Genomic DNA, 20,244 nt, shown 5'->3' on the forward strand with positions numbered 1-20,244 from the left:
ATTCTATATACAGAATATATTGTTCGGGTTATACATCCAGCTCAGCCAGGGACTTCTTGTACCCCTCACGAGCCGTCAGCGCACCCAACGCCACAAGCACGCACATGGCAACCGTAAACACGGCGGGCAGCACCGCATTATGCAGGTCGGCACCGGCGAGGCTCGTCGCCACGGCGGGGGCGACGCCTCCAGAAATTGCGAAACCAATCTGAGTACCGAGCGCCAGACCGGTCACGCGAACGCGGGTCGGGAACATCTCCGCGTAGAAGGCAGGCCACACGCCGTTTGCCATGGAGTAGAGCGCACCGTGCATGAGCACGCCGTAGGCGAAGATACCCACCCAGTTACCTTCGGTAATCGCGCCGAGATACGGGAACATCACAAGGGAGGAAGCAACCGCACCGGTAATGAACACGGGCTTGCGGCCAATCTTATCGGCAAGCATGGCGGCGAGCGGAATAGCAACCAGGCCGAGAGTGTTCGAGGCAACCGGCACCAGAAGCATGGTGCTTCGGTCGAGGCCGTAACCCTTGGTGGCGAAGGACAGCGCGAAGGTCGTGAAGACCATGTTCACGGTGTTGACCATGGCGCACACGGCGATGGTGAGCACGGCACGCTTGTGGTGCTTGAAGACCAGCACGAGCGGGGACTCGGTGAGCTTCTCACGCTGCAGGTAGGCGGGCGGCTCGGAGAGGGTGCGGCGAATCAGCCAGGCGGTGACCACCACGAATGCGGAGAGCCAGAAGGGCACGCGCCAGCCCCAGGTGAGCAGGTGCTCATCCGGTAGGGCGGCGAAGGGAATGAACACGGCGGTCGCCAGCAGCGAGCCGAACTGGGTGCCCTGCAGGGTCCAGCTGGTCGTGAAGGCGCGCTGGTGCTCGTTGGCGTGCTCCAGGGAGATGGAGATGGAGCTTGCCTGCTCACCGGCGGCGGAGAGGCCCTGAATCATGCGGCAGATGACCAGCAGGGTGGGAGCGAGGATACCCGCCTCACTGTAGGTCGGCAGGCAGCCAATCGCGAAGGTTGCAAAGCCCATCAGGAAGAGCGTGAGCATCAGGACGAAGCGGCGGCCGTAACGGTCACCGAGGGGCCCAACAATCATGGCGCCAAAGGGTCGCACAACGTAGGCGACGCCCACAACCACCATGGACTTGAGGATGCCGATGGCGGCGGTATCTTCGGGGAAGAAGATGCGGTTGAGCACGATTGCGGCGGCGGTGCCGTAGACGGCGAAGTCGTAGTATTCGAGGGCGGAGCCTATCCAGCTGGCGAGGGCGGCTCGTCGTGGTGATCGGGCGGGCGCGTCGGTGCGTCGGCTCATGGGTGGCTCCTTCGGTGGTGTACCCGTTGGGAGGGGCGGGGCGGCTGTGTGGGCGGCCCGCGCGGTCTGTCAATGTGCCCTTCCAGTGTAGGGAGCACACCGCCCCTTTTCCATAGGGTTACCTAAGTTCCCAAAGTATGAAGACAGAGTGTGAAGTAGGGATAGCGGGCTGACACCTCCAACCCCAGCCAGTTCATAAGCAATCAAGAAATTTGTAATTTCAAAAATGCGCGACAGGACTTTCGCACCCCAACCCTCGTAAAGTGAATATCACCTCGGCAGGAGTGTGCCTGCTGAGGAATCATGCCGATCAGGATAAAGCTGGTCGGCATTTTTAGTGTCCAATTCATTTGCTGTAGCCCTGCACTTTGACTTCCCGGGAATGTCAAAGTGTAGGGCTACAGCCTTTCCGAAAGGATTTTATTATGTCCAAGATTGATCAGGCGATTGCATGGATGGAGCAGCGTAAGGGCAAGGTGACCTATTCGATGAATTATCGAACTGGCCCGCATTCTTATGACTGCTCATCTGCGGTTTACTTTGCACTGCGAGATGCTGGCCTGCTCCCGCAGAATATTGCTATTGGTAATACCGAAACGCTCTTCCACGATTTGGAGAGTAACGGCTGGACTCAGGTTCGACCGGATGCATCGGGTAATTACCCGGCACGACGTGGCGACGTGTTTATTTGGGGTCGCCGTGGATACACCAGCGGCGCAGCTGGTCACACCGGCATTTTCTATGATGACCACGACACGATTATCCATTGCAACGCTGGCCACAATGGCATTTCCATCAATCCGCACGACACGATTTGGGTGTATAACGGTTCTCCTGCAATCACGATTTATCGTCCTCCTGCAGAAGTGAACGAAGAAGAGGTTATCTATCGCGCAGCTAAGAATGCGATGAATGCAATCTATGATGAAGGTTTCATCCGCAAGGGAGAGCTCGCAGAAAAGGCATTCGGCAACCGCCTCACTGGCCTGCGCGGCGTGATTCACTGGTTCGACAACTCCATGTTGTACCTTCAGCAGCGTCTCGACGAGGCAGAAAAAGCTGTGCGTGCACTCTAGTTAGATTTATCTACTGGAACAAAAGAGATAACCATCAGGGTGTTTGAGGTAGGGTCTCTAGGCCCTACCCCAAACACCTACAAAACTTTAAATATAACGCATTCAATAAATCACAAAATTTCACCTAATGAATATTTATCGATAAATAAACCAATATAAGTTGATTTACGGATTAAATAGCCTCATCTACCTTCAAGTACACCCCCCCCCCTAACCTAAATATTAAAGGGCGATTTAGAACATTGAAAAGTATCTGTTTACTCTTTTGACTAGGCATAGTATTCAGGAGAAACCATGAAACACCTACCCCGCCCCTGCGCAGGATGCAGGGAGCCAACCAGTTCCTATAGAGAGGATTGCCGAACCTGTCAGGCGCGGCGCCGTGCTATACAGACGCACGATAGTCCCTATCTAATGCAGGGGCATTCAATATGCCCTCGGTGTTGGCGTACGGCAGGTCTCTCCCTACCGGCAAGTAGTGTACGCCCGGAGAACTACGGGCAACCGCTCGTAATAGAGAATCAGTGGAATCCTATCTATTCCATCTGTCGTGCATGTATTCACGCTCCACGAGGCACCGTTCCTCTTGATTCACCGCGGGTCTATCTTCCTGTCAATCCTAGAGCTCGACGAACTTCAAAGCAGCGAATTTACCCTTCGCGAGCAAATCCGGTTCTTTTTCTTCCGCTTTCTCATTGCACGCGTTGTGAGAAGCCAATAGATGAGGATTCTCGACATGCTGGGTATCCTTTGTGCCGCAAGCACTACCGGCAATTGAAGCGACAGAACGAGCACCAGGACACTGGAGTAGCTCCAATCGGTAAGAAGAGCGAACAAGATGAATTGGTCGTCCATGATGCCGGTCTAGCATCATTCCTACACGCACGGAGAAAGCGTCTGTCGCATGCTTCAACTTCGCTGCCACGAAGCAGAAGCAGGGCAAATCCATGTATGACCAACACTATGGTCCACACACCTTCCGCACTGTAGCGGATATCAATAATTCACTCATTTAGCAGAGAGGCTACATCATTATGGCTACCATTTCGTCTAGCGATCAGCTACAACAGCATCTGATTGCTCTAACCGTGGGCACGCCTGTGAAGGACTCAGACCGTCAATGTCTGCACCGCCCAAAGTTCCGTATTCCACGCCATCAGGCGTTATTGGATGAGTTGGCAGATTATGTAGCCGGCGGTTCACGTACCGGGGGAGCATCCAGCACCAGCCGCTTTGGATGTCGTATGCCCATTTCTGCTAATGCGCTACAAGTTCAGGAGTCTATTCGTTCGGTTGTTATGGGTTCATTCCCAGGTGCATCGCTGAAAAATCAGGTTTCTGCGTGGATTCGCAATCACTTACATCAGGAACTTCATGATGAGGCGTTGGCAATAACGACTAGTTGGATTCGGGCCATTGTTGCGTTGCGCCATCCCAGCCATGACTTGCAGGGATTTTGCCCTAACTGCGGGGAGCAGGAAGTCACGAAGACAAGCTGCGACGGCTCAACATCAATACGCAAATCTGCACTGTATTACACCGCTGAACGAGCATCTTGTCGTTCATGCTCTGCTGTGTGGGAAGGGTTAGAAGGCATGAAGGCCTTAGCCCTGCTACTTCATAGCCAGGACTAATATCGTCCACCATTATGCTTCTGCCTGTGAACATAGGTAACCAATCCAAGTAGGATTACACCATTTTCCCGGGCAGATAAAACTACCGCATGAAGCTGTTATTTCACTGCTGTAGTTCACCCCGTCGGGTTTATCCTGGCGGGGTTTTCTGTTAAACCGCGGCTATCATAGCCGCCCAACCGCCAAGGAGATTATCATGGCACCTATTTCTGAAGCATCCGCCTACCGCGCAGCGCATCGAGCCCTAACCGATGTGTACAACGAGCCTTTTGTTCGAGAAGGTAATCTTGCGGTTGCTAAATTTGGCAACGCTACTGTCAACACTCGAACCGTTGTGGAATGGTTCGATCATCAGATGATTCTCATTGCTAAGCGTATTGAAGATATCGAGAAGCTCGCAAAGTCAAAGCGCCATGCTTAGACACCGTCCAGGATGGCGTAAGCAACTATACGCGGTTATTCCGGCTACCACTGCCGTCCTGCAGACATACGGAATCCTTACGCAGGAGCAGGCAAGTGTGTGGGCTGGTCTCGCGATAGCCCTCTGGGGTTTGTGGATGGCTTGGGCTAACACCGACCATACTCGCAAGCCCCACAATACTACGCATATTCCTCCCCACCAGTAGGTCCGTCATATATCGTGGGGGTGGTGGAACATATTTCGATTACCCACCACCCCCACCGTATGATGTACCTGTATGTAGTTCCATCCGCCGCATTTCGAAGAGGTACTATGCCGTCACCCCGCACCAGCATTATCATGCCGGTCTACAACACCGCAAACACTGTAGTTCGGGCTATCGACTCCGTACTCTCTCAAACCGACCCGGATTTTGAACTCATCATCATCAACGATCAAAGCCCAGATGATTCTCACCGTGTAATTCAGGAGTATCTCCAGAAACTCCAGGACCCACGCATCTCGTACCACCTTAATGAAAAAAATCTTGGGCTGGCCGGTGCACGCAACGTTGGAATTAGCCATGCGACCGGCGAATGGCTCGCTTACCTCGACTCTGACGACGCATACAAGCCCAACTTCCTAGAAGTCATGCACGCTGCAGCTACCGACGATGTCGATGTCGTCGGTTGTGCCCACGACATCTACTACCCTGACGGATCAACCCAGTACCGTCTCATGGGCGAGGTAGGCACCTTTAGCGGTGATGACGCGCTAGCACGGGTTCTTAGCAGCCGCATCGCGCCCTTTGCATGGGACAAAATTTTTCGTCGTGCCCCTCTCAAAGACATCCAATTTCCTCTCTTTAACCGAGTGGAAGACGCCGGATACAGCATTGCAGCCTGTACCGTAGCCCGCGCATTGAAGGTTATCCCCGATTCCCTCAACCTCTACTCTGTGAACCCCGAATCTATCACTTGGGGTTCAACTCCTCCCTTCGAAGATTTAATCGCCTTCATGGATTACGTGGATGCAACGGTAGGCTTCCCCCACGTTAGTAGGAAGGTCCAGTCCGCCCTCGCGATTTCGCGCATCATTAATTTTGTCAATAGCGGCAATAGCGTTCTACGTCAGAACCCTTCAGGCGGTCAGGAATTCCTACGTCAATGCCGTCAAGAAATCACGCCCCGCACCCTGTATTTGGCGATTTCCTCCGGGTCTGTTTTTGGGATTGCGGGAGCACTCTTCAAGTACCTACCCGCAATCTACTACCCCATTTATCGGGCCTATATTAAACGCACCTACGGAATGTAATACTCGTTCTCTTATCGTTCTCTCAAAAGGTCTTAGCTCTTGATGACTTCTGTCCCCCGCACTAGCGTTATCATGCCGGTCTACAACACCGCCTCCACCGTCATTGCGGCGATTAAGTCGGTGCTGGCGCAGACCGACCCCAATTTTGAGCTTCTGGTCATGATTGACGGCTCCCCGGATAATTCGGCGCAACTGATTGCCGAGTATCTGCAGCAGAACCCGGATGAGCGCGTGCGCGTGTTCAATAACCCCAAGAATCAGGGCCTGTCCGCGATGCGTAACCAGGGCCTGGATGAGGCGCGTGGCGAGTGGGTGACGTTCCCCGATTCTGACGATGCTCTCTACCCGACTTTCCTGGAGCGCCTGCACTACCACGCGGAGCGTACGGGGGCGCAGGTGGTCAATTGCGCCCACAACATGGTGGCGACCGACGGTTCGACCACCCAGCGCCTCAAGGGCACCCCCGGCACGCTGACCGGCCAGGAAGCGGCATTCGCCCTGCTCAAGGACCAGCTGTCTCCTTACGCCTGGGATAAGATTATTCGCCGCGAACTATTTGAGAACGTCCGGTACCCCCAGATTGAACGAGCCGAGGATGAGTGCGCGCTGTTGGACTGCTACCTGCGAGCGCAGAGCGTGACCGTCATTGATGAGCCGCTGTACGCCTACGCGGTAAGCGCGGGAAGCCTGACGTGGAGCCGTATCACTCCCCTATCCGAGACGCGCCGCCTGCTGGAGTATTTTGAGAAGTCTCTGCAGCGTACGAGCACGTATCATCTGCCTGCCGGTCAGGAGGCGCTGACGATTGCCCGGGTTATTGCGTACCTGAATAACGCGCAGCAGGCGCTGATTGTGGGCGGTGAGAGCGCCCCGGCTGTGCTGGCGGGTTGCCGTGCCGGTTTCAGCTTCGGCGATACGCTCCTCGCCCTGCGCCGCCGCCCCGTCTTTGGCGCTGCGGGCCTGCTCCTCAAGGTCAGCCCGGCGCTCTACCGCAGGCTCTACGGCGCTTACATTAAACGGGTTTACAACCTCTAATCCCAGACACTTTGACGTTAAGCGTTAGTCATATATCTGCTGGAACAAAGCACGGGGATTCTCACTCTCGGTTTTATCTCTGCGCTAACCCAACGCTGCACTCACATTGCATATTCATCCACATATCCCCTAGAAACTTATGGCACATACAGCACCGGAGTATCCGTCCCTCTATTCCGCCGTTTTTGAGCGGCCAAATTCTCTTAACTTCATTCGCCTAGTCCTCGCGACCTTTGTGATTTTCTCCCACACGCCCTACATTGTGGCGGGTGTAAAGGTTGATGAAAACCCCCTGTGGAAAGAGTTCTATGTCTTTGGCGATTTTGCAGTCAATGCTTTCTTCGCCATCTCGGGATTTTTAATTGCGCACAGCGCCTACCGGAGCTCCGCGGGATCATATCTGGTGAAGCGTATCTTGCGTATTTTCCCCGGTTACTGGGTCTCCATCCTTTTCGTAATTTTCATTGGTGGAACGCTCTCCGTCCTCACAGGCCACGCCCCCATGGGTTGGGACATCCCCAACGCCATCTTATACTTCCGCAACAACTGGGATCTCTCCCAATTGCAGTACGGACTCTTTAACGGACCGGCCGACGTGCCGTTTACCTCCCCTTCATGGAACGGTTCAGCATGGACGCTAGAATACGAGTTCTTCTGCTACCTTTTACTTCTCCCCATCTTCTACCTTCCGTTCATTCGCCGGCACCTAAAGGTTTTTATTCCTCTCGCTTACCTTGTGAGCCTCAGCTACTACGTACTCATTCAGGTACTTGGCTACGATTGGATGACCTGGGCGCTGGGCCTCGACCCTAGAAACCTCAAGGCTTCAGCACGCCTCTACCCCTTCTTTTTTGCCGGGGCTCTACTCTACCTCGTGAGCCGCCGTATCACGCTCCGTCCGGTAATCACTCCGCTCCTGGCTACAATTTGTACTCTCGCCGGGTTCTACTTCACCTGGCTCGTTCCTCACGCCAACATTATGCAGTGGACTCAGATTGTTTTGGCCTTCGGAATTATTGCCCTGGGCACCTGTCTTAACGTTCCTCTGGGGCAAACCAACGATATCTCTTACGGCGTGTATATCTACGCCTGGCCGGTACAACAGATTCTTGTACTCCTGGGAAGCGTTTCCCTCGGAATCTCAGTTAATATCATCCTCGACGCCATCATCACCTTCGGCCTAGCATGGCTTTCTTGGACCTTTGTTGAGAAGCGGGCCATGGCTCTCGGCCGTAACCCTTTGGTTTCGGGTAAGAAGCCTACAGTCCAGTCTGCAACCTAGCCGCTACGCAGAGAATGCCCCTCCGCTGAATGTCAGCCGAGGGGCATTCTTAATGCAGGATTATCCTTTGGGGGCGGTGACAGATACACCCACCATGTGCACCACGAAGCCGCAGACCGGGCCGACCGCCAGCGCCACGATAGCGCGCGGTACCAGCGGGGCGGGAATCAGGAACGCCAGGCTCAGCGTCACTGCCGCGGCAACCACCCAGCCGGCAAGGTAGATGCGGTGCTGGTTCACCGCGAGCGCCATATTACCCGAGAGGGTCATGAGCGCCAGTAGTGCCGAGGCGAAGACCAGCGCACCCAGAGTGATACCGGAGGCTGCCGCCTCGTACGCGGACTCTGCGCCTGCGGCGGGCGGGTAAATCAGGCGGAAGAGCAGCGGACCCACCAGGTACGCCGCCAACGCACCCACGGCACCCACAGCCACCACTGCGGCGGCAGGCTTAACGAACGCCGCCACAGGGCGGTGACGCTGCTTCAAGAAGGCAGAAACCGCCACGCCTTGGAACGCCTGCAGGGGAATCATAATCGGCGAACGGGTAATGGAAATCGCCAGGATCAGGGTGCCCAGCACGACCGGTTCGCTCTCCGCGGCACCGCTCGCCTTCAGCACATTCGGGAAGCCCATCATCAGCACCGCCGCAGCGGCAGAGGACAGGAACGACCAGAGGATATTGGTCGTCAGTCGGCGCGCGGGCACATCGGCGCGGGCACCCCACAGGCGGCGACCCGAGACGGTCACGAGCGCCAGGATGAGCCACAGACCCATCGGCACGACGGTCGCCACCTCAAGACCGGCAAGGGAAGGAATAAGCAGAGCCGCCGCAAACATGAGGATGAGGCGCCCGGCAGATTCCATGCCGCCCACCGCCGCGAAAAGGTACCAGCGGTCCTCACCGGCGGTCACACCGCTCATGGTTGCCTGCAGGGCGTAGAGGAACACACCCACCGCCATAACGGTCACGCCCACCGCCGCCGAATGCGGAATCTGCTGGCCCGCCCACAGCGGGGAGCTCACCAGCACCAGCGCACCGGCGATAGCGCCGAGTGCCGCGGTTACCGTGACCACGCGAGCGCCCTGCGGCGCGGAACCCTCAGCAGATGCAGCCTTGCCGGATACTGCCCCGTCGGATACAGCACGAGTGCGTGCCGTACCCACCGCGCGCGTAATCTCCGGCTGAATGCCCGTGATAATGCCCGTCACCGTGAATAGCGCCGCCCAAAACAGCAGGAACTCCGTCAGCTCCGAACCGTTCAGGGCACGCTGAGCAATCATGGTCACCACCAGCGTGGAGACCGCCGCCAACAGAGACGAACCCAGAAGCGCCAGGGACTGGTAGCGGGTGACCGTGCCCGAAGACTGAGCCTCAACGGCGTCCTGGGCTCCTACAGTATCTTGGGCTTCCACGGTGTCCTCCTCGTTCCTAGCCGCCAACACTAGCCGCTAACACAGACCATCATTACATACGCAGATGCGCCGCACATCCGCTACAGGATGTACGACGCACCGCACACAAATATAGGGTTTACTTCACCACATGCTCGGCAAGGTTCTTAACACCCTGCCACTTCTTCGCCAGGGCCGCCTTCGGCAGCAGAGTCAGCGCGTGAGCACGCGAGGAGAAACGAATACGAGCCACACGAGCAGCCTTCGTCCAACCCAGGGCAGTCATCTCATCAGCAATGGTGTTCATGTAACGGCGCTCCTCATCAAAGCGGGTACCCTCCAGGGCACGCCAGGACGAGTCAGAACCACCGTGACGACGGTACATGAACGCAACCTGCGGATCGTAGTACAGGGAGCCGCCACGCATCGTAATGTCCAGAATCAGCGCCATGTCCTGCACAACATTCAGGCCCTCACGGAAGCCGGTGCCCACAATAGCGTCCTTACGCCAGCCCAAGGACGGGAAGTAGAACCACGCGCCGCGCAACAGGGAGGTAGCCAGCTCCTCACCCTGCAGAACAGCCTCACCCTTAGGACGATAGAACGCCTTAGTCTGCTCCACCAAAGTGTTCGACAGGCCGTTGTTCTCATCAATCACGACCACGCCGGGCTGGAAAATGGACGCCTCGGGGTGCTTAGCAGCCGAATCCACCAGCCACTGCACATAGTTGGGGAGCATGACATCATCAGCACCCATGACGGTGACCAGGTCATTCTCTACGAAGGTCAGGCACTTGCGGTAATTACCGTTCGCGCCCAAGTTCTTCTCGTTACGCATGTAGGTGATGCGCTCATCCTTGAGCGACTCGAACCAGCCGGGAATCGAATCATCCGGGTAGCCGTCATCAATAACAATCATGCGCCAGTCCGGGTTGGTCTGACCGACCACAGACAGCACAGCCTGCTTCATCATGGCAACGTCGCCGTAGTAGGGGAACAGAATATCAACGGTCATGAGGTATTACTCCAAGCTCAAACGTGTAGAAACGTATAAAAATCAGGGGCTTTAGGGCTTCTTCTGCTCTCGCTCCGTAGCGCGGGAAGCGCCCTGTGGCTGACGCTGAAGAGCCTTCATAATCGCCACTTCTTCAGCGAGGGTACGCATATCATCCGTAATCTTCGAGATAGCCAGGGTCAAGTGCAAGCTAATACCCATCAGCATAATAATCGCTAGTAGGAACAGCAGGTTGACCGGGGTCTCAATACCCACCAGACGCGAGAGGGAATCCAAAAGCTTCGGGAAAAGCGCTAGCACAATCATGATGACGCCAACAATAAGCCACAGTGCAGCGTACTTTTCCTTCATCTTCTGGTTGCGTACCTGTGCCAGAACGAGAACCTCCATCACCACAACGACGAGAAGGAAGAAAATATTTGCGCTCATTTACTTAGACCCCACATTCGTTTTCTGGCGAGTCATCGACATGCCAAACGAGAAGAAAGAACGAACCAGGTACACCGCAGACTTCCACGGGCTTGAAGAAGGAGTACCGCCCTGACGCTCACGCATCTCAACCGGCACCTGCTTTACAGTCAAGCCAGAACGAATCGCCATCACGCAGGCATCAATACAGTCACCCAGATACTCTGCAGGCAGATGCTCGCAATACTGCTCAATCGCCTTGCGATCTGCTGCACGGAAGCCGGAGGTGGCGTCGGTGAACTTCTCGCCTGAAATCATCGTAAACATACGGGCCAGAACCACCATCGCCCACTTACGCGGACCAGACACCTTATAGTTCGTCGCCTCAGCAAAGCGGGAACCAATCGAAATGTTGACGTCCTCCAGGCCAGCAAGCACAGTGCGGATACCCTTCGGGTCATGCTGGCCATCAGCATCAACCTGAATCGCGCAATCATATCCGGCTTGGCGAGCATACTTGTAACCGGTGCGCAAAGCGCCACCGATACCCATGTTGTAGGGAAGATCAATCACGAAAGCGCCGGCAGCGCGCGCAATCTCAGAGGTGCGGTCGGTGGATCCATCATTGACGACCACCAGATCGACCTCAGGCATCATGCGGAAAAGTTCTTCAATTGTGCCCCCAATAACTTCCTCTTCATTCCACGCGGGCATAATGATGAGGGGTCGAGGGGTCTGCTTAAAAGTCTCTGATTCCATGCGGTGCTATCTCTTGTGTATATGGCATACGGAAGCTAGTATGCGCACAAAGGCATACCGGTTTTACATCTTATCAGCACTCTCTTAACGACGCTCGAAGTAGCACCGCGGGGGTGGTCTAGTCTCCACGCCACCCCCGCAATACTTCAGGCAGCCCAAAAGTGCCAGATACTAGTTATTATCGCAAGCGCTAATGCGGTACAGAGTCATCGGACCCGAGGAGTACACCGGGGTCAGCACGTCCGTGTCGATAGCAGCTACGAGGCCGTCGTAGTTTTTCTGTGCGTCTGGGCCGAAGTTCAACTGGTTCTCCAGGTGAACGTACCAGTGGGCCTTGTACTTGTTCACTTCGCGGCACACCTCCGGATTTGTACGAGCGTCCTTGAGGTTGTGCATAATCGCCGAGTACTTGGGTGAAGTCTCAAACTCGAAGTGGTATCCCGTCAGGTGACGATCTGCCAGCGCGTAAATATAGGCGCTACCGTCCCAGGGGTTGTTCACAATCACATCGCCCCTCGGCACGATCTTCGGGATCTCGTTAATAACGTTCATCTCGTCCTGATTCAGCACCACAGAGGTCGGGGTCACTCGGTATTCCTGCGATACCGCCAGAGTTGTCTCCTGTACCGAGGGTACACGCGAGGATAGGCCCGCAACCGCAAGCACCAACACCATGGCGGCACCCATCATTGCCGGGGCAACCTTCGCGTGCTTCTCACGCGGAATATAGTGCATGATGCGCACGAAGATGCCCTCCACGGCACCACCCAGGCCGATACCGGCCAGGACTACTGAGGGGAATACCACCAGCGCCGCCAGACGGAAGTGGTCGGTGTACCAGGGAGCTACCATCAGCAGACGGAACTCGCCGCGCGGCACCGAGGCGGATACAATCCATAGGTAACCAATCAGCACCCAGCTGGCAATCAGCCACAGGTTACGGCGCTTGTACAGTAGGTACCCCGCGCCCCACAGAGCCAGGAAACCGGCCAGATACGAGGGGTTGAATGTATCTCTCAACTGATTGGCGTTCTCCAAGCCCAGGAAGAGGAACTGGTAGAGCGCCTCACCCTCGGTGAGCATAGGCTCCCACGTGTTGCTGGCAGATGCGCCGGGACGCAGGAACCACCAGGCACCCACACACCCAAGAATTACCAGCCCGAGCAGAGCGGATCCCACCCACTTCTGGCGAGAGGTCAGCTCGCGCGAGCGCACTACCCACGCCACCCCAGCCAGCACCAGCGGCAGAGCAAAGACCACAGCAGACACCACCGCGTTCGGATGCACAAGCGCTAGACCCGCGACACCCACCAGGGCGGAAAGACACAGGGAAAGCAGCGCTGCGTGCTCGCCGCGCACCATCACCTGCACCAGGCATACCATAAGTGCCACAAATGACGGCACCAGAGCGTAACCCAGCAGATTCGGGAAGAGTACACCCCAGCGCAACAACAGACCGGGGAAGGCAGCAAAACCGCAAGTCAGCGCAGGGATTGCCAACGCCTGCAGGCGACGCAGCTTCGGGATGCTCAGGCTTAGCGCCACCAGCGAGCAGGGCCACAAAATGCTGGCAGCCAGTAACACGGTCACGATGGTGGCAGTCGCAATGCTCGTACCCGTAGTGCTATAAATCAGGGACACAAAATCGTGCCAGCCCGCCGGGTAAAATGCCGGTTGCTGGTCTGCCGCAGATACCGCGCCCAGGGTCAGGCTCGACGCGTCACCGTGCTCCTGAATCCAACGGATTGCATTCATATGGAATGAGTTATCCAGGCTCTGCGAGAACGCCTCAGGTCCGTAGACCATGTCCTCGGTCATGTGCAGCACCAGGAATCCGCCTAAAACAGCACCCACCACCGGCCACGCCACAGGAACATCGTTACCCGGCCACTCTGCAGAGGTCAGAGCGGGCCAGCGGCGGCCCACCAGGTGCATCACACCCGCGGCGGCAGCCACCAGCACGGCGGCAACCGGTACGAAAGAAATCAGGCTCCACGGAATACCGGTCTTGCCCAGCACAATCGCGGAAACAGCCACCAAAGCGAAGGACAGCAGCGGCGCATAAAAAACGCGCAGACGTGCGGGAACACGCAGCGCCCAGCCCATTGCATAGCCGGGGCCAAAAGCCAACACGACCGCAAAAAGTAGCAGCGGAATAGTTGCCAACCAGCTCATTAACCCTCTTCTCCCCACAGTTCACGCACCGGAAAACCCCTCAAATACGGGGCGCGGTGCGCTTTCGCGTACCAAGCAAGGATACCCTAGAGGCCTCTTCACCCCCGCGAAACCCCGCGGAAGAGAGAGGGACAGCACCCAAAACCAAGCGTTCCGAACCTCTCACGGGGTACCCCGCAGAACGCCTCCGGGAAGCCCCCAAACGGCGAAGAATATGACGTAATATTTCGCGCCCCGCGTCATGAAAGGTACACCTAAGAAACATAGGGCAATAAATAAGGTGTTCAGCACCCATTAGCTTTACCCTGAAACATATCTCCCCTTAACAAAGGGTCGCCCAACGCATACACATCTGGACGAACCCTCAAACGCAGCCGCAGAAGAAAGGGTCGATCATGACCGAAACCATTGCAGCACAGGCACCCATCGCCGACACCTCCGAGCAGTTCAAGCTCGCCTTCGGACACCAGCCCGCCGGCGTCGCCATCATCACCGCCACCGACGAAAACGGCGAACCTGCAGGCTTCACCGCCTCCTCGCTGACCTCCGTATCCGCAGACCCCGCCATTATTGCTTTCTCCCTCAAGGCAAACAGCGGCTCCGCAGCAAAGATCGCGGCTGCATCCTCCTTCCTCGTGCACATGCTCGACGCTGAGAATGTCACCATCGCTAAGAACTTCGCAACCCACGACTACCCCCGCTTCGAAGACCCCAGCACCTGGGAATTCGTCCACACCGGCGAGCCCCTCGTCCACGGCGTGCGCCGCGTACTGCGCGCAACCCCGCTCAGCCGCGTTGAGGCAGGCCCCGCACTCGTCTTCACCGCGCAGGTTGAAGAGTTCATCCGCAACGACTGCGAAGGCACCCCGCTGGTCTACCACTCGCGCAACTTCCACGCGCTGGGTGACCACTCCAACGTGAACAACTACATCATCTAACCCCGCGCAGGGGTCACGGGGCGGTATTCGACGACCATGAGGCGACGAATACCGCCCCGCGGCGTACCCTGAACATAACAGCGCACAGCACCACAACGCAGAAGGAATAGTTATGACGGCTCAGACCACCCAGCCCGCATCCCTCCCCTGGCTCGAAAAGCTCATCGCGATTCCCACCATCTCCGGCAGCTCCAACCTCGAACTCATTGAGCTCATCGAAGCCGAGTTCGGCCGCTACGGCTACCGCGGCGTGCGCACCTACAACGAGGACGGCACCCGCGCCAACCTCTTCATCACCGTCCCCGCAGCGGACGGCACCACCCGCGGCGGCCTCATCCTCTCCGGCCACACGGACGTCGTTCCCGTCGCCGGTCAGGACTGGGACGCCGACCCCTTCACCCTGCGCGTGGAGGGTACCCGCGCCTACGGCCGCGGCGTGTGCGATATGAAGGGCTTCATCGCCGTCGCCCTCTGGCTGCTGCCGCGCGTTGCCGAGGCGAAGCTGCGCACTCCCCTGCACTTCGCGTTCTCCTACGACGAGGAAATCGGCTGCATCGGTGCCCCCTCCCTCATCGAGGAGTTCGTGGCGCGCGACCTCGCCCCCGACTACGCGATTGTGGGTGAGCCCTCCAGTATGCGCATCATCGACGCGCACAAGGGCGCGCACCGCGGCCGCGTCACCTTCACCGGCGTACCCAAGCACGGCTCCCTCGCAACCCACGGCGTGAACGCGGTTGCCGCAGCCGGCGAGTTCATCACCTTCTTCACCGACATGGCAGACCAGTGGGAAGAAGAAGGCCCCTACGACGAATCGTTCATCATTCCCCACTCCACCGGTAGCGTGAACCTGGCAAACGGCGGCCTGCAGTACAACATTGTCGCCGAGCAGGCGGTCGTGGAGTACGATGTGCGCACCCTGCCGCAGGTGACTACCGAGTCCTTCGTCGAGCGCATTGACCGCGAACTTTCCGAGGTGATTCTGCCCGATCTGCAGGCACGCGCTGCACGCGCAGAAAAGCTGACCGGCGCGGAGCCCGGTAGCCTCACCTCCCGCGTGGGCGTGAAGCACGAGCTGCTCGCCGCCGTACCGGGCCTCGGCACCGAAGACGACGCGCCCATCGTGCGCCTCGCCCACGAGTGGCTGGGCACCAACGACGCACCGCAGAAGGTCACCTACGGCACCGAAGCGGGCCAGTTCCAGCGCGCCGGCGTGCAGAGCATCATTTGCGGTCCCGGCGACATCGCGCAGGCACACACTCCGAACGAGTGGATTGAGCTGGAGCAGCTGAGCGCCTGCGAGCGCTTCTTCGAGGCGATTCTCGACTGGGCGAGCGCCAAGTAGTAGCCGTGTAGCGGCGTATACCCCGCCCCAAAACGGCTCATAAGAGCCGCACGAAAATTACAGAAAATGCCCGGGTACCTCAAGAAGGTGCCCGGGCATTTTTGCGCTGATTTTGCGCTGATGGCGGGTGGTGTTGGCGGGGTTCAAGTGTTGGTTTAACTGCGGGTTTATTCGTGAGTTTGTCTATGGGTTCAACTGCGGGTTCACAGAGCGAGTCCAAGGTGTGGACTATGCCTGTTTTTCCCCTCATCCACCACATTTATTTTTAAACGAAAAACCCGAAAAACCGCTTATGTCTAAGGGTGAAATAACACCAAAGTATTGCCCTTCTGAGGTATTCGGGGTTCCATAGATGCCAAAGGGTAAACACGCCACTCGGGCGGCATAACCCCACACAAAACCACACCTCCCTCACGCTCGGCACTGCACACCCGGTCGAACCCCGGTTCACCACCCGCAGTTCACTACCTGAAGGACACCCCGTGTACACCATCAGCCCCTACCTCGCCGAATTCCTCGGCACGCTCATTATGTGCACCATCGGCTGCGGCGTCATCGCCAACGTCGAACTTCGCCGATCCAAAGGCCACGGCGACAACTTCTTCACCATCGCCTTCGGCTGGGGCTTCGCCGTCACCTTCGGCGTCTACGCCTCCCACGCCTACTCCGGCGGCCACCTAAACCCCGCCGTGTCCATCGGTCTGGCAGCCTACGGCGAATTCCCCTGGGAGAAGGTCCCCGGCTACATCATCGCCCAGGTCCTCGGCGCAATGGTCGGTGCCGGACTGGTCTACCTCAACTACCTGCCGCACTGGAAGGCAACCGCCGACAAGAAGATTAAGCTCGGTATCTTCGGTACCGTCCCTGCCATTCACAACTATTTCACCAATGCCCTCTCCGAAATGATTGGCACGTTCATGCTGGTCTTCTCGGCGCTGTACACCGGTGTGAACTTCAAGCCGTCCATCAGCGGCGGTGTGGAACTCTCCCTCAACCTCAACGACGTGCTTAAGCCCCTCGCCTTCGGCTTCATGGTCGCCGTGCTCGTCATCGGTCTGGGTGGTCAGACCGGCTACGCCCTGAACCCCGCCCGTGACTTCGGTCCGCGCCTCATGCACGCCCTGCTGCCCATCCACGATAAGGGCTCCTCGCGCTGGTTCTACGCCTGGGTTCCGATTTGCGGCCCGATTGCCGGTGGCTTCATGGGTGGCGCGTTCTTCAAGCTCTACTACGAGGGTCAGGTTAGCCCGTGGCTGTTCGTTTCCAGCGCTCTGGCGGTTGTGGTTCTGCTCTTCGCGTGGTGGGCTAATAGCCACCTGTACCGCGCACCTAGCTCCGAGGTCGTCCCCGAGTTTGAGGACACCCACGCTACCGCGGCGGCACGCGCGGCAACCTACACCCCGACCGGTTCCATGCCGATTCTGCTGCCCGAAGAGGTGAAGGAGAACCGTAGCACCCGCGTCGTGAACCGCGTGACCGACGACGAGTAGCTCTTCTCATCTAGGCTCCCCTGTCTAGGGTTTCATCTAAAACGGCGAACCCCTCATTTTCATAACCTGACTCATGTTGTTCAGGTTATGAAAATGAGGGGTTCGTTGCGTCTACCGCATGCAAGGAGGTTCATTCAGGGGTACCGAAAAATACCGTCTAGAAAGGTCCTAGCTTAGGCTTCAGCGTCGACATCGTTCACCTCCAGCTGCCCAAAGAGAACCTCCATGGGACGCGAGCGCACAGTCTGCACGAAGCCATCCTGCGAGTTCCAAGCCTCAGGAGACAACCGCTTCACGTTCACCTCATAGCCAAGCTTCTGCTCAGCATCATCAATAGCCTCATACAGCTTCTGACGCGAAGGGGAACCAACGACCAGCACATCAATATCATTCGGCACGTGCCCAGCCACCCCAGAACGGCGGCTAGCCCACGAACCATAAATGGCGGCACCCTCAATATCGGAAACACTCTGCAGAGTATCCCGGAGCACCGGAACAGGCCCATACGTCACAAGAATCAACTGACGCATCGCCTGGCCCACCGGGTTATCAACCTTGGCTTGCACCATACGGGTCCTACCAACGTTCTGGACAGCCACCAAACCAGACTGTTCCAGACGGTTCACCTCTCGGGAGACAGTCGGCAACGAAGCACTTGTCGCATCAGCAATCTGTGACACCGTGTACTGCTGCTCAGGATGAGAGAACAGCAATGCCATCACTTCACCCTGCAGATCACTACGCAAGATAGGAAGGAGGCTAGGAGCAGACGTTTTCATAACATGAATTATATCAATCATGTTATGAAAACGTCTGCTAACCCAAGGGGCTTCTATGCCGCGGCGGTAGCCATTGCCAACACCCGGTCATGCTTAGCGAGGCGGCGCTTCTGAATCGCACGCACCACCCAAATACAGACCGCACCGAGCACCGCGCCTGCAGTATTGTTCACAATATCGTCCACGTCGAAGGTGCGGTAAGTGAAACCCGCCAGGCCCCAGTTACCGGTCAGCTGGCTCAACTCAATGAAGCTCGACAGTGCGAAGCCGCTCAGCGCCGTAGCACGCAGACCCCAGCGCAGGCAGCCCGCCGTAAAGAATCCCAAGGGGATGAACATCGCGATATTGAAGAAGAGCTGCGCATACACGGTGGTAGCGAAGCGGTGCAGACCCATGCCAGCCGTCAGGTCCCACGCCTGCTGCCAGCTCCAGCCCACGTAGAAGCGCGGGTAGTAGAGTTCGGGGTTCGTGACGCTATTCGCGCTACCAATCGGGGTTAGCGTCAGCGAAAGAATCGACGCAAGGAACAGCGCGAAGGATGCAGTCAGCAGGTACTGGCGGATGCTGTGTGCTCGGCCGGTCTTCTTGGTGCGCAGGTGCATGCCAATGAAGCCAATGATGGAGAGTGCCACGGTGAACACCACAATCTCGATGGCAAAGGTGCCAATCATGTGTTTATTCAGTAGTTCCTGCATGCTGTGTGTTCCTTATGTCGTGAGAGTGAGTTATATGCTTTCCACCTGAGTATATGCCTGTTCTAACATATATTCCCAATGGTATATAGCGGGTGTCTGTTCGTGCCCGCCGCATATCGTTCACCACCAGTGTAAAAGACAGCTCTATGGCTCACCCTAGGCGAAACTGTGAAAAACCTGTACAGCACCCGGCGCGCCACGCAAACCGCTACAGCCGATACCGTCAGTACAAAACATCCGGAGGGAACACCGGCGCAATATACCGACCAAACAACAGCACAAACAAGAACGCGCCCGCAATCGCAGCCACCATCGCACCCACAACCTGCACCAGCCAGAGCATCAGGAACTTCACCATCTTGCCCTCAGCGCGGGCGGTCAGCGCCTCCACCATGGCGGTTGAGAAGGTCGTAAAACCACCCAGCAGGCCGGTCGTAATCACCGTGCACCAGAACGCCACCTGATCCGTGGCGTTATAGTGCACGCCCAGTGCGCGAGGATTCGACACCGGCAAAATCAGCAGACCGTACAGGAACGAACCCACCAGGTTAATGACGAACACCGGGCTAATAATCGAAGACTCCGTACGCAGGCGAGGCGACATCGCCTTATCCAAGAAGAAACGGGCCATCGCACCCAAACCGCCGCATAAGAATATCATCAGCGCGAAAAACATTAGCGGCCCTCCTCAGCATCACGGGCAGGCACCAGGCGGGACGCCAGCAAACGACCGGTCAGCATGCCAGCCGCGGCGGCAACCAAACCACCCACGAGCAGCACCGCCACCGCCAGCACCATATATTGTGCGTGCACCGTGTACGGCAGAAAAATCGTCTGCGCCATGACCGCGGCAATCGACGAATACGTCGTGTAGCCGCCCATCATGCCCGCACCAAAGAGCAGACGGAAGGATTGGATCCGCTCCTCACCGTCACGGCGCGCGTAAGCATTCCACACCATCGTCAGCAGGCCCAGCGTGAACGAACCCAGCAGGTTCGCCACCAGCACGCCACCGGGAGTGTACACGCGACACAGCGCGCCCGTGCCGCCGCCCAAAAAGACAAGAAAAGGGGCAGGCACACGGCTCAGAACGCCTCCTATCCCCTGCCGGATACTCGCGCGGTTCCTCATCACCGTGCACCTACCCTTTCATCTCGTATTAGTCTTCAGAGTGCGCTACAGCGCACAA

19 protein-coding genes are annotated in these 20,244 nt (G+C 57.3%); 9 read left to right on the plus strand and 10 right to left on the minus strand.

The genetic code is table 11. The annotated features are described in order from the left end of the window. Nucleotides 1–28 precede the first annotated feature (28 nt). Nucleotides 29–1,321: an MFS transporter gene (locus RWL87_RS05500; protein ID WP_313969182.1), complete on the minus strand. Its 1,293-nt coding sequence runs from the start codon at nucleotides 1,319–1,321 to the stop codon at nucleotides 29–31. A gap of 425 nt (nucleotides 1,322–1,746) precedes the next feature. Here RWL87_RS05500 and RWL87_RS05505 point away from each other — a divergent pair, with 425 nt between their 5' ends. From RWL87_RS05505 to RWL87_RS05530, 6 genes are all read left to right on the plus strand, one after another. Further along, nucleotides 1,747–2,397, plus strand: a complete 651-nt coding sequence (locus tag RWL87_RS05505; protein ID WP_294640038.1) for a peptidoglycan amidohydrolase family protein — start codon at nucleotides 1,747–1,749, stop codon at nucleotides 2,395–2,397. Nucleotides 2,398–3,431: 1,034 nt separating this feature from the next. Continuing rightward, on the plus strand, nucleotides 3,432–4,031 hold the full coding sequence (locus RWL87_RS05510; protein WP_313969183.1) for a hypothetical protein: 600 nt from the start codon (nucleotides 3,432–3,434) through the stop codon (nucleotides 4,029–4,031). Nucleotides 4,032–4,227: 196 nt separating this feature from the next. Then, on the plus strand, nucleotides 4,228–4,452 hold the full coding sequence (locus RWL87_RS05515) for a hypothetical protein (RefSeq protein WP_070507441.1): 225 nt from the start codon (nucleotides 4,228–4,230) through the stop codon (nucleotides 4,450–4,452). Nucleotides 4,453–4,764: 312 nt separating this feature from the next. Beyond that, nucleotides 4,765–5,745: a glycosyltransferase family 2 protein gene (locus RWL87_RS05520; RefSeq protein WP_313969184.1), complete on the plus strand. Its 981-nt coding sequence runs from the start codon at nucleotides 4,765–4,767 to the stop codon at nucleotides 5,743–5,745. 42 nt (nucleotides 5,746–5,787) lie between these two features. Beyond that, nucleotides 5,788–6,780: a glycosyltransferase family 2 protein gene (locus RWL87_RS05525; RefSeq protein ID WP_313969185.1), complete on the plus strand. Its 993-nt coding sequence runs from the start codon at nucleotides 5,788–5,790 to the stop codon at nucleotides 6,778–6,780. Between the two features lie 139 nt (nucleotides 6,781–6,919). Next, entirely contained in the window at nucleotides 6,920–8,062 is a 1,143-nt protein-coding gene (locus tag RWL87_RS05530; protein WP_298700493.1) for an acyltransferase, read from the plus strand. Between the two features lie 60 nt (nucleotides 8,063–8,122). On the opposite strand, the gene RWL87_RS05535 is transcribed toward RWL87_RS05530, so the two are convergent. The 5 genes from RWL87_RS05535 to RWL87_RS05555 all read right to left on the minus strand — a co-directional run bounded on the left by RWL87_RS05535 (nucleotide 8,123) and on the right by RWL87_RS05555 (nucleotide 13,811). Continuing rightward, nucleotides 8,123–9,475, minus strand: a complete 1,353-nt coding sequence (locus tag RWL87_RS05535; protein ID WP_313969186.1) for a hypothetical protein — start codon at nucleotides 9,473–9,475, stop codon at nucleotides 8,123–8,125. A gap of 118 nt (nucleotides 9,476–9,593) precedes the next feature. After that, a complete protein-coding gene (locus RWL87_RS05540) occupies nucleotides 9,594–10,469 on the minus strand; it encodes a glycosyltransferase family 2 protein (protein WP_254756840.1) in 876 nt (291 codons plus the stop codon). A 51-nt stretch (nucleotides 10,470–10,520) separates the two neighbouring features. Next, a complete protein-coding gene (locus RWL87_RS05545; RefSeq protein ID WP_313969187.1) occupies nucleotides 10,521–10,898 on the minus strand; it encodes a DUF2304 domain-containing protein in 378 nt (125 codons plus the stop codon). Continuing rightward, on the minus strand, nucleotides 10,899–11,636 hold the full coding sequence (locus RWL87_RS05550; RefSeq protein ID WP_049350242.1) for a glycosyltransferase family 2 protein: 738 nt from the start codon (nucleotides 11,634–11,636) through the stop codon (nucleotides 10,899–10,901). A gap of 171 nt (nucleotides 11,637–11,807) precedes the next feature. Continuing rightward, nucleotides 11,808–13,811 carry a DUF6541 family protein gene (locus tag RWL87_RS05555; RefSeq protein WP_313969188.1) on the minus strand — a complete coding sequence of 668 codons (2,004 nt, stop codon included), beginning with the start codon at nucleotides 13,809–13,811 and terminating at the stop codon, nucleotides 11,808–11,810. Nucleotides 13,812–14,206: 395 nt separating this feature from the next. Between RWL87_RS05555 and RWL87_RS05560 the strand changes: the two genes are divergently transcribed. The 3 genes from RWL87_RS05560 (at nucleotide 14,207) to RWL87_RS05570 (ending at nucleotide 17,581) form a co-directional block, all read left to right on the plus strand. Then, nucleotides 14,207–14,749: a flavin reductase family protein gene (locus RWL87_RS05560; protein WP_313969189.1), complete on the plus strand. Its 543-nt coding sequence runs from the start codon at nucleotides 14,207–14,209 to the stop codon at nucleotides 14,747–14,749. A gap of 112 nt (nucleotides 14,750–14,861) precedes the next feature. Continuing rightward, nucleotides 14,862–16,091 (plus strand): acetylornithine deacetylase, encoded by a 1,230-nt coding sequence (gene argE, locus RWL87_RS05565; RefSeq protein ID WP_313969190.1) that lies wholly within the window; start codon nucleotides 14,862–14,864, stop codon nucleotides 16,089–16,091. A 482-nt stretch (nucleotides 16,092–16,573) separates the two neighbouring features. Beyond that, entirely contained in the window at nucleotides 16,574–17,581 is a 1,008-nt protein-coding gene (locus tag RWL87_RS05570) for an MIP/aquaporin family protein (protein WP_313969191.1), read from the plus strand. Between the two features lie 173 nt (nucleotides 17,582–17,754). Here the strand turns inward: RWL87_RS05570 and RWL87_RS05575 are convergent, their stop codons facing one another. The 4 genes from RWL87_RS05575 to RWL87_RS05590 all read right to left on the minus strand — a co-directional run bounded on the left by RWL87_RS05575 (nucleotide 17,755) and on the right by RWL87_RS05590 (nucleotide 20,135). Continuing rightward, nucleotides 17,755–18,300, minus strand: a complete 546-nt coding sequence (locus RWL87_RS05575; protein WP_313969192.1) for an ArsR family transcriptional regulator — start codon at nucleotides 18,298–18,300, stop codon at nucleotides 17,755–17,757. 113 nt (nucleotides 18,301–18,413) lie between these two features. Further along, nucleotides 18,414–19,055 carry a VanZ family protein gene (locus RWL87_RS05580; RefSeq protein ID WP_313969193.1) on the minus strand — a complete coding sequence of 214 codons (642 nt, stop codon included), beginning with the start codon at nucleotides 19,053–19,055 and terminating at the stop codon, nucleotides 18,414–18,416. Nucleotides 19,056–19,278: 223 nt separating this feature from the next. After that, entirely contained in the window at nucleotides 19,279–19,731 is a 453-nt protein-coding gene (locus RWL87_RS05585; protein ID WP_399534282.1) for a fluoride efflux transporter FluC, read from the minus strand. Beyond that, nucleotides 19,731–20,135: a CrcB family protein gene (locus RWL87_RS05590; protein WP_313969195.1), complete on the minus strand. Its 405-nt coding sequence runs from the start codon at nucleotides 20,133–20,135 to the stop codon at nucleotides 19,731–19,733. The genes RWL87_RS05585 and RWL87_RS05590 overlap by 1 nt, the downstream gene beginning before the upstream one ends. Between the last annotated feature and the right edge of the window lie 109 nt (nucleotides 20,136–20,244).

It is taken from the genome of uncultured Rothia sp. (genome assembly GCF_963555405.1).
GTDB lineage: Bacteria > Actinomycetota > Actinomycetes > Actinomycetales > Micrococcaceae > Rothia.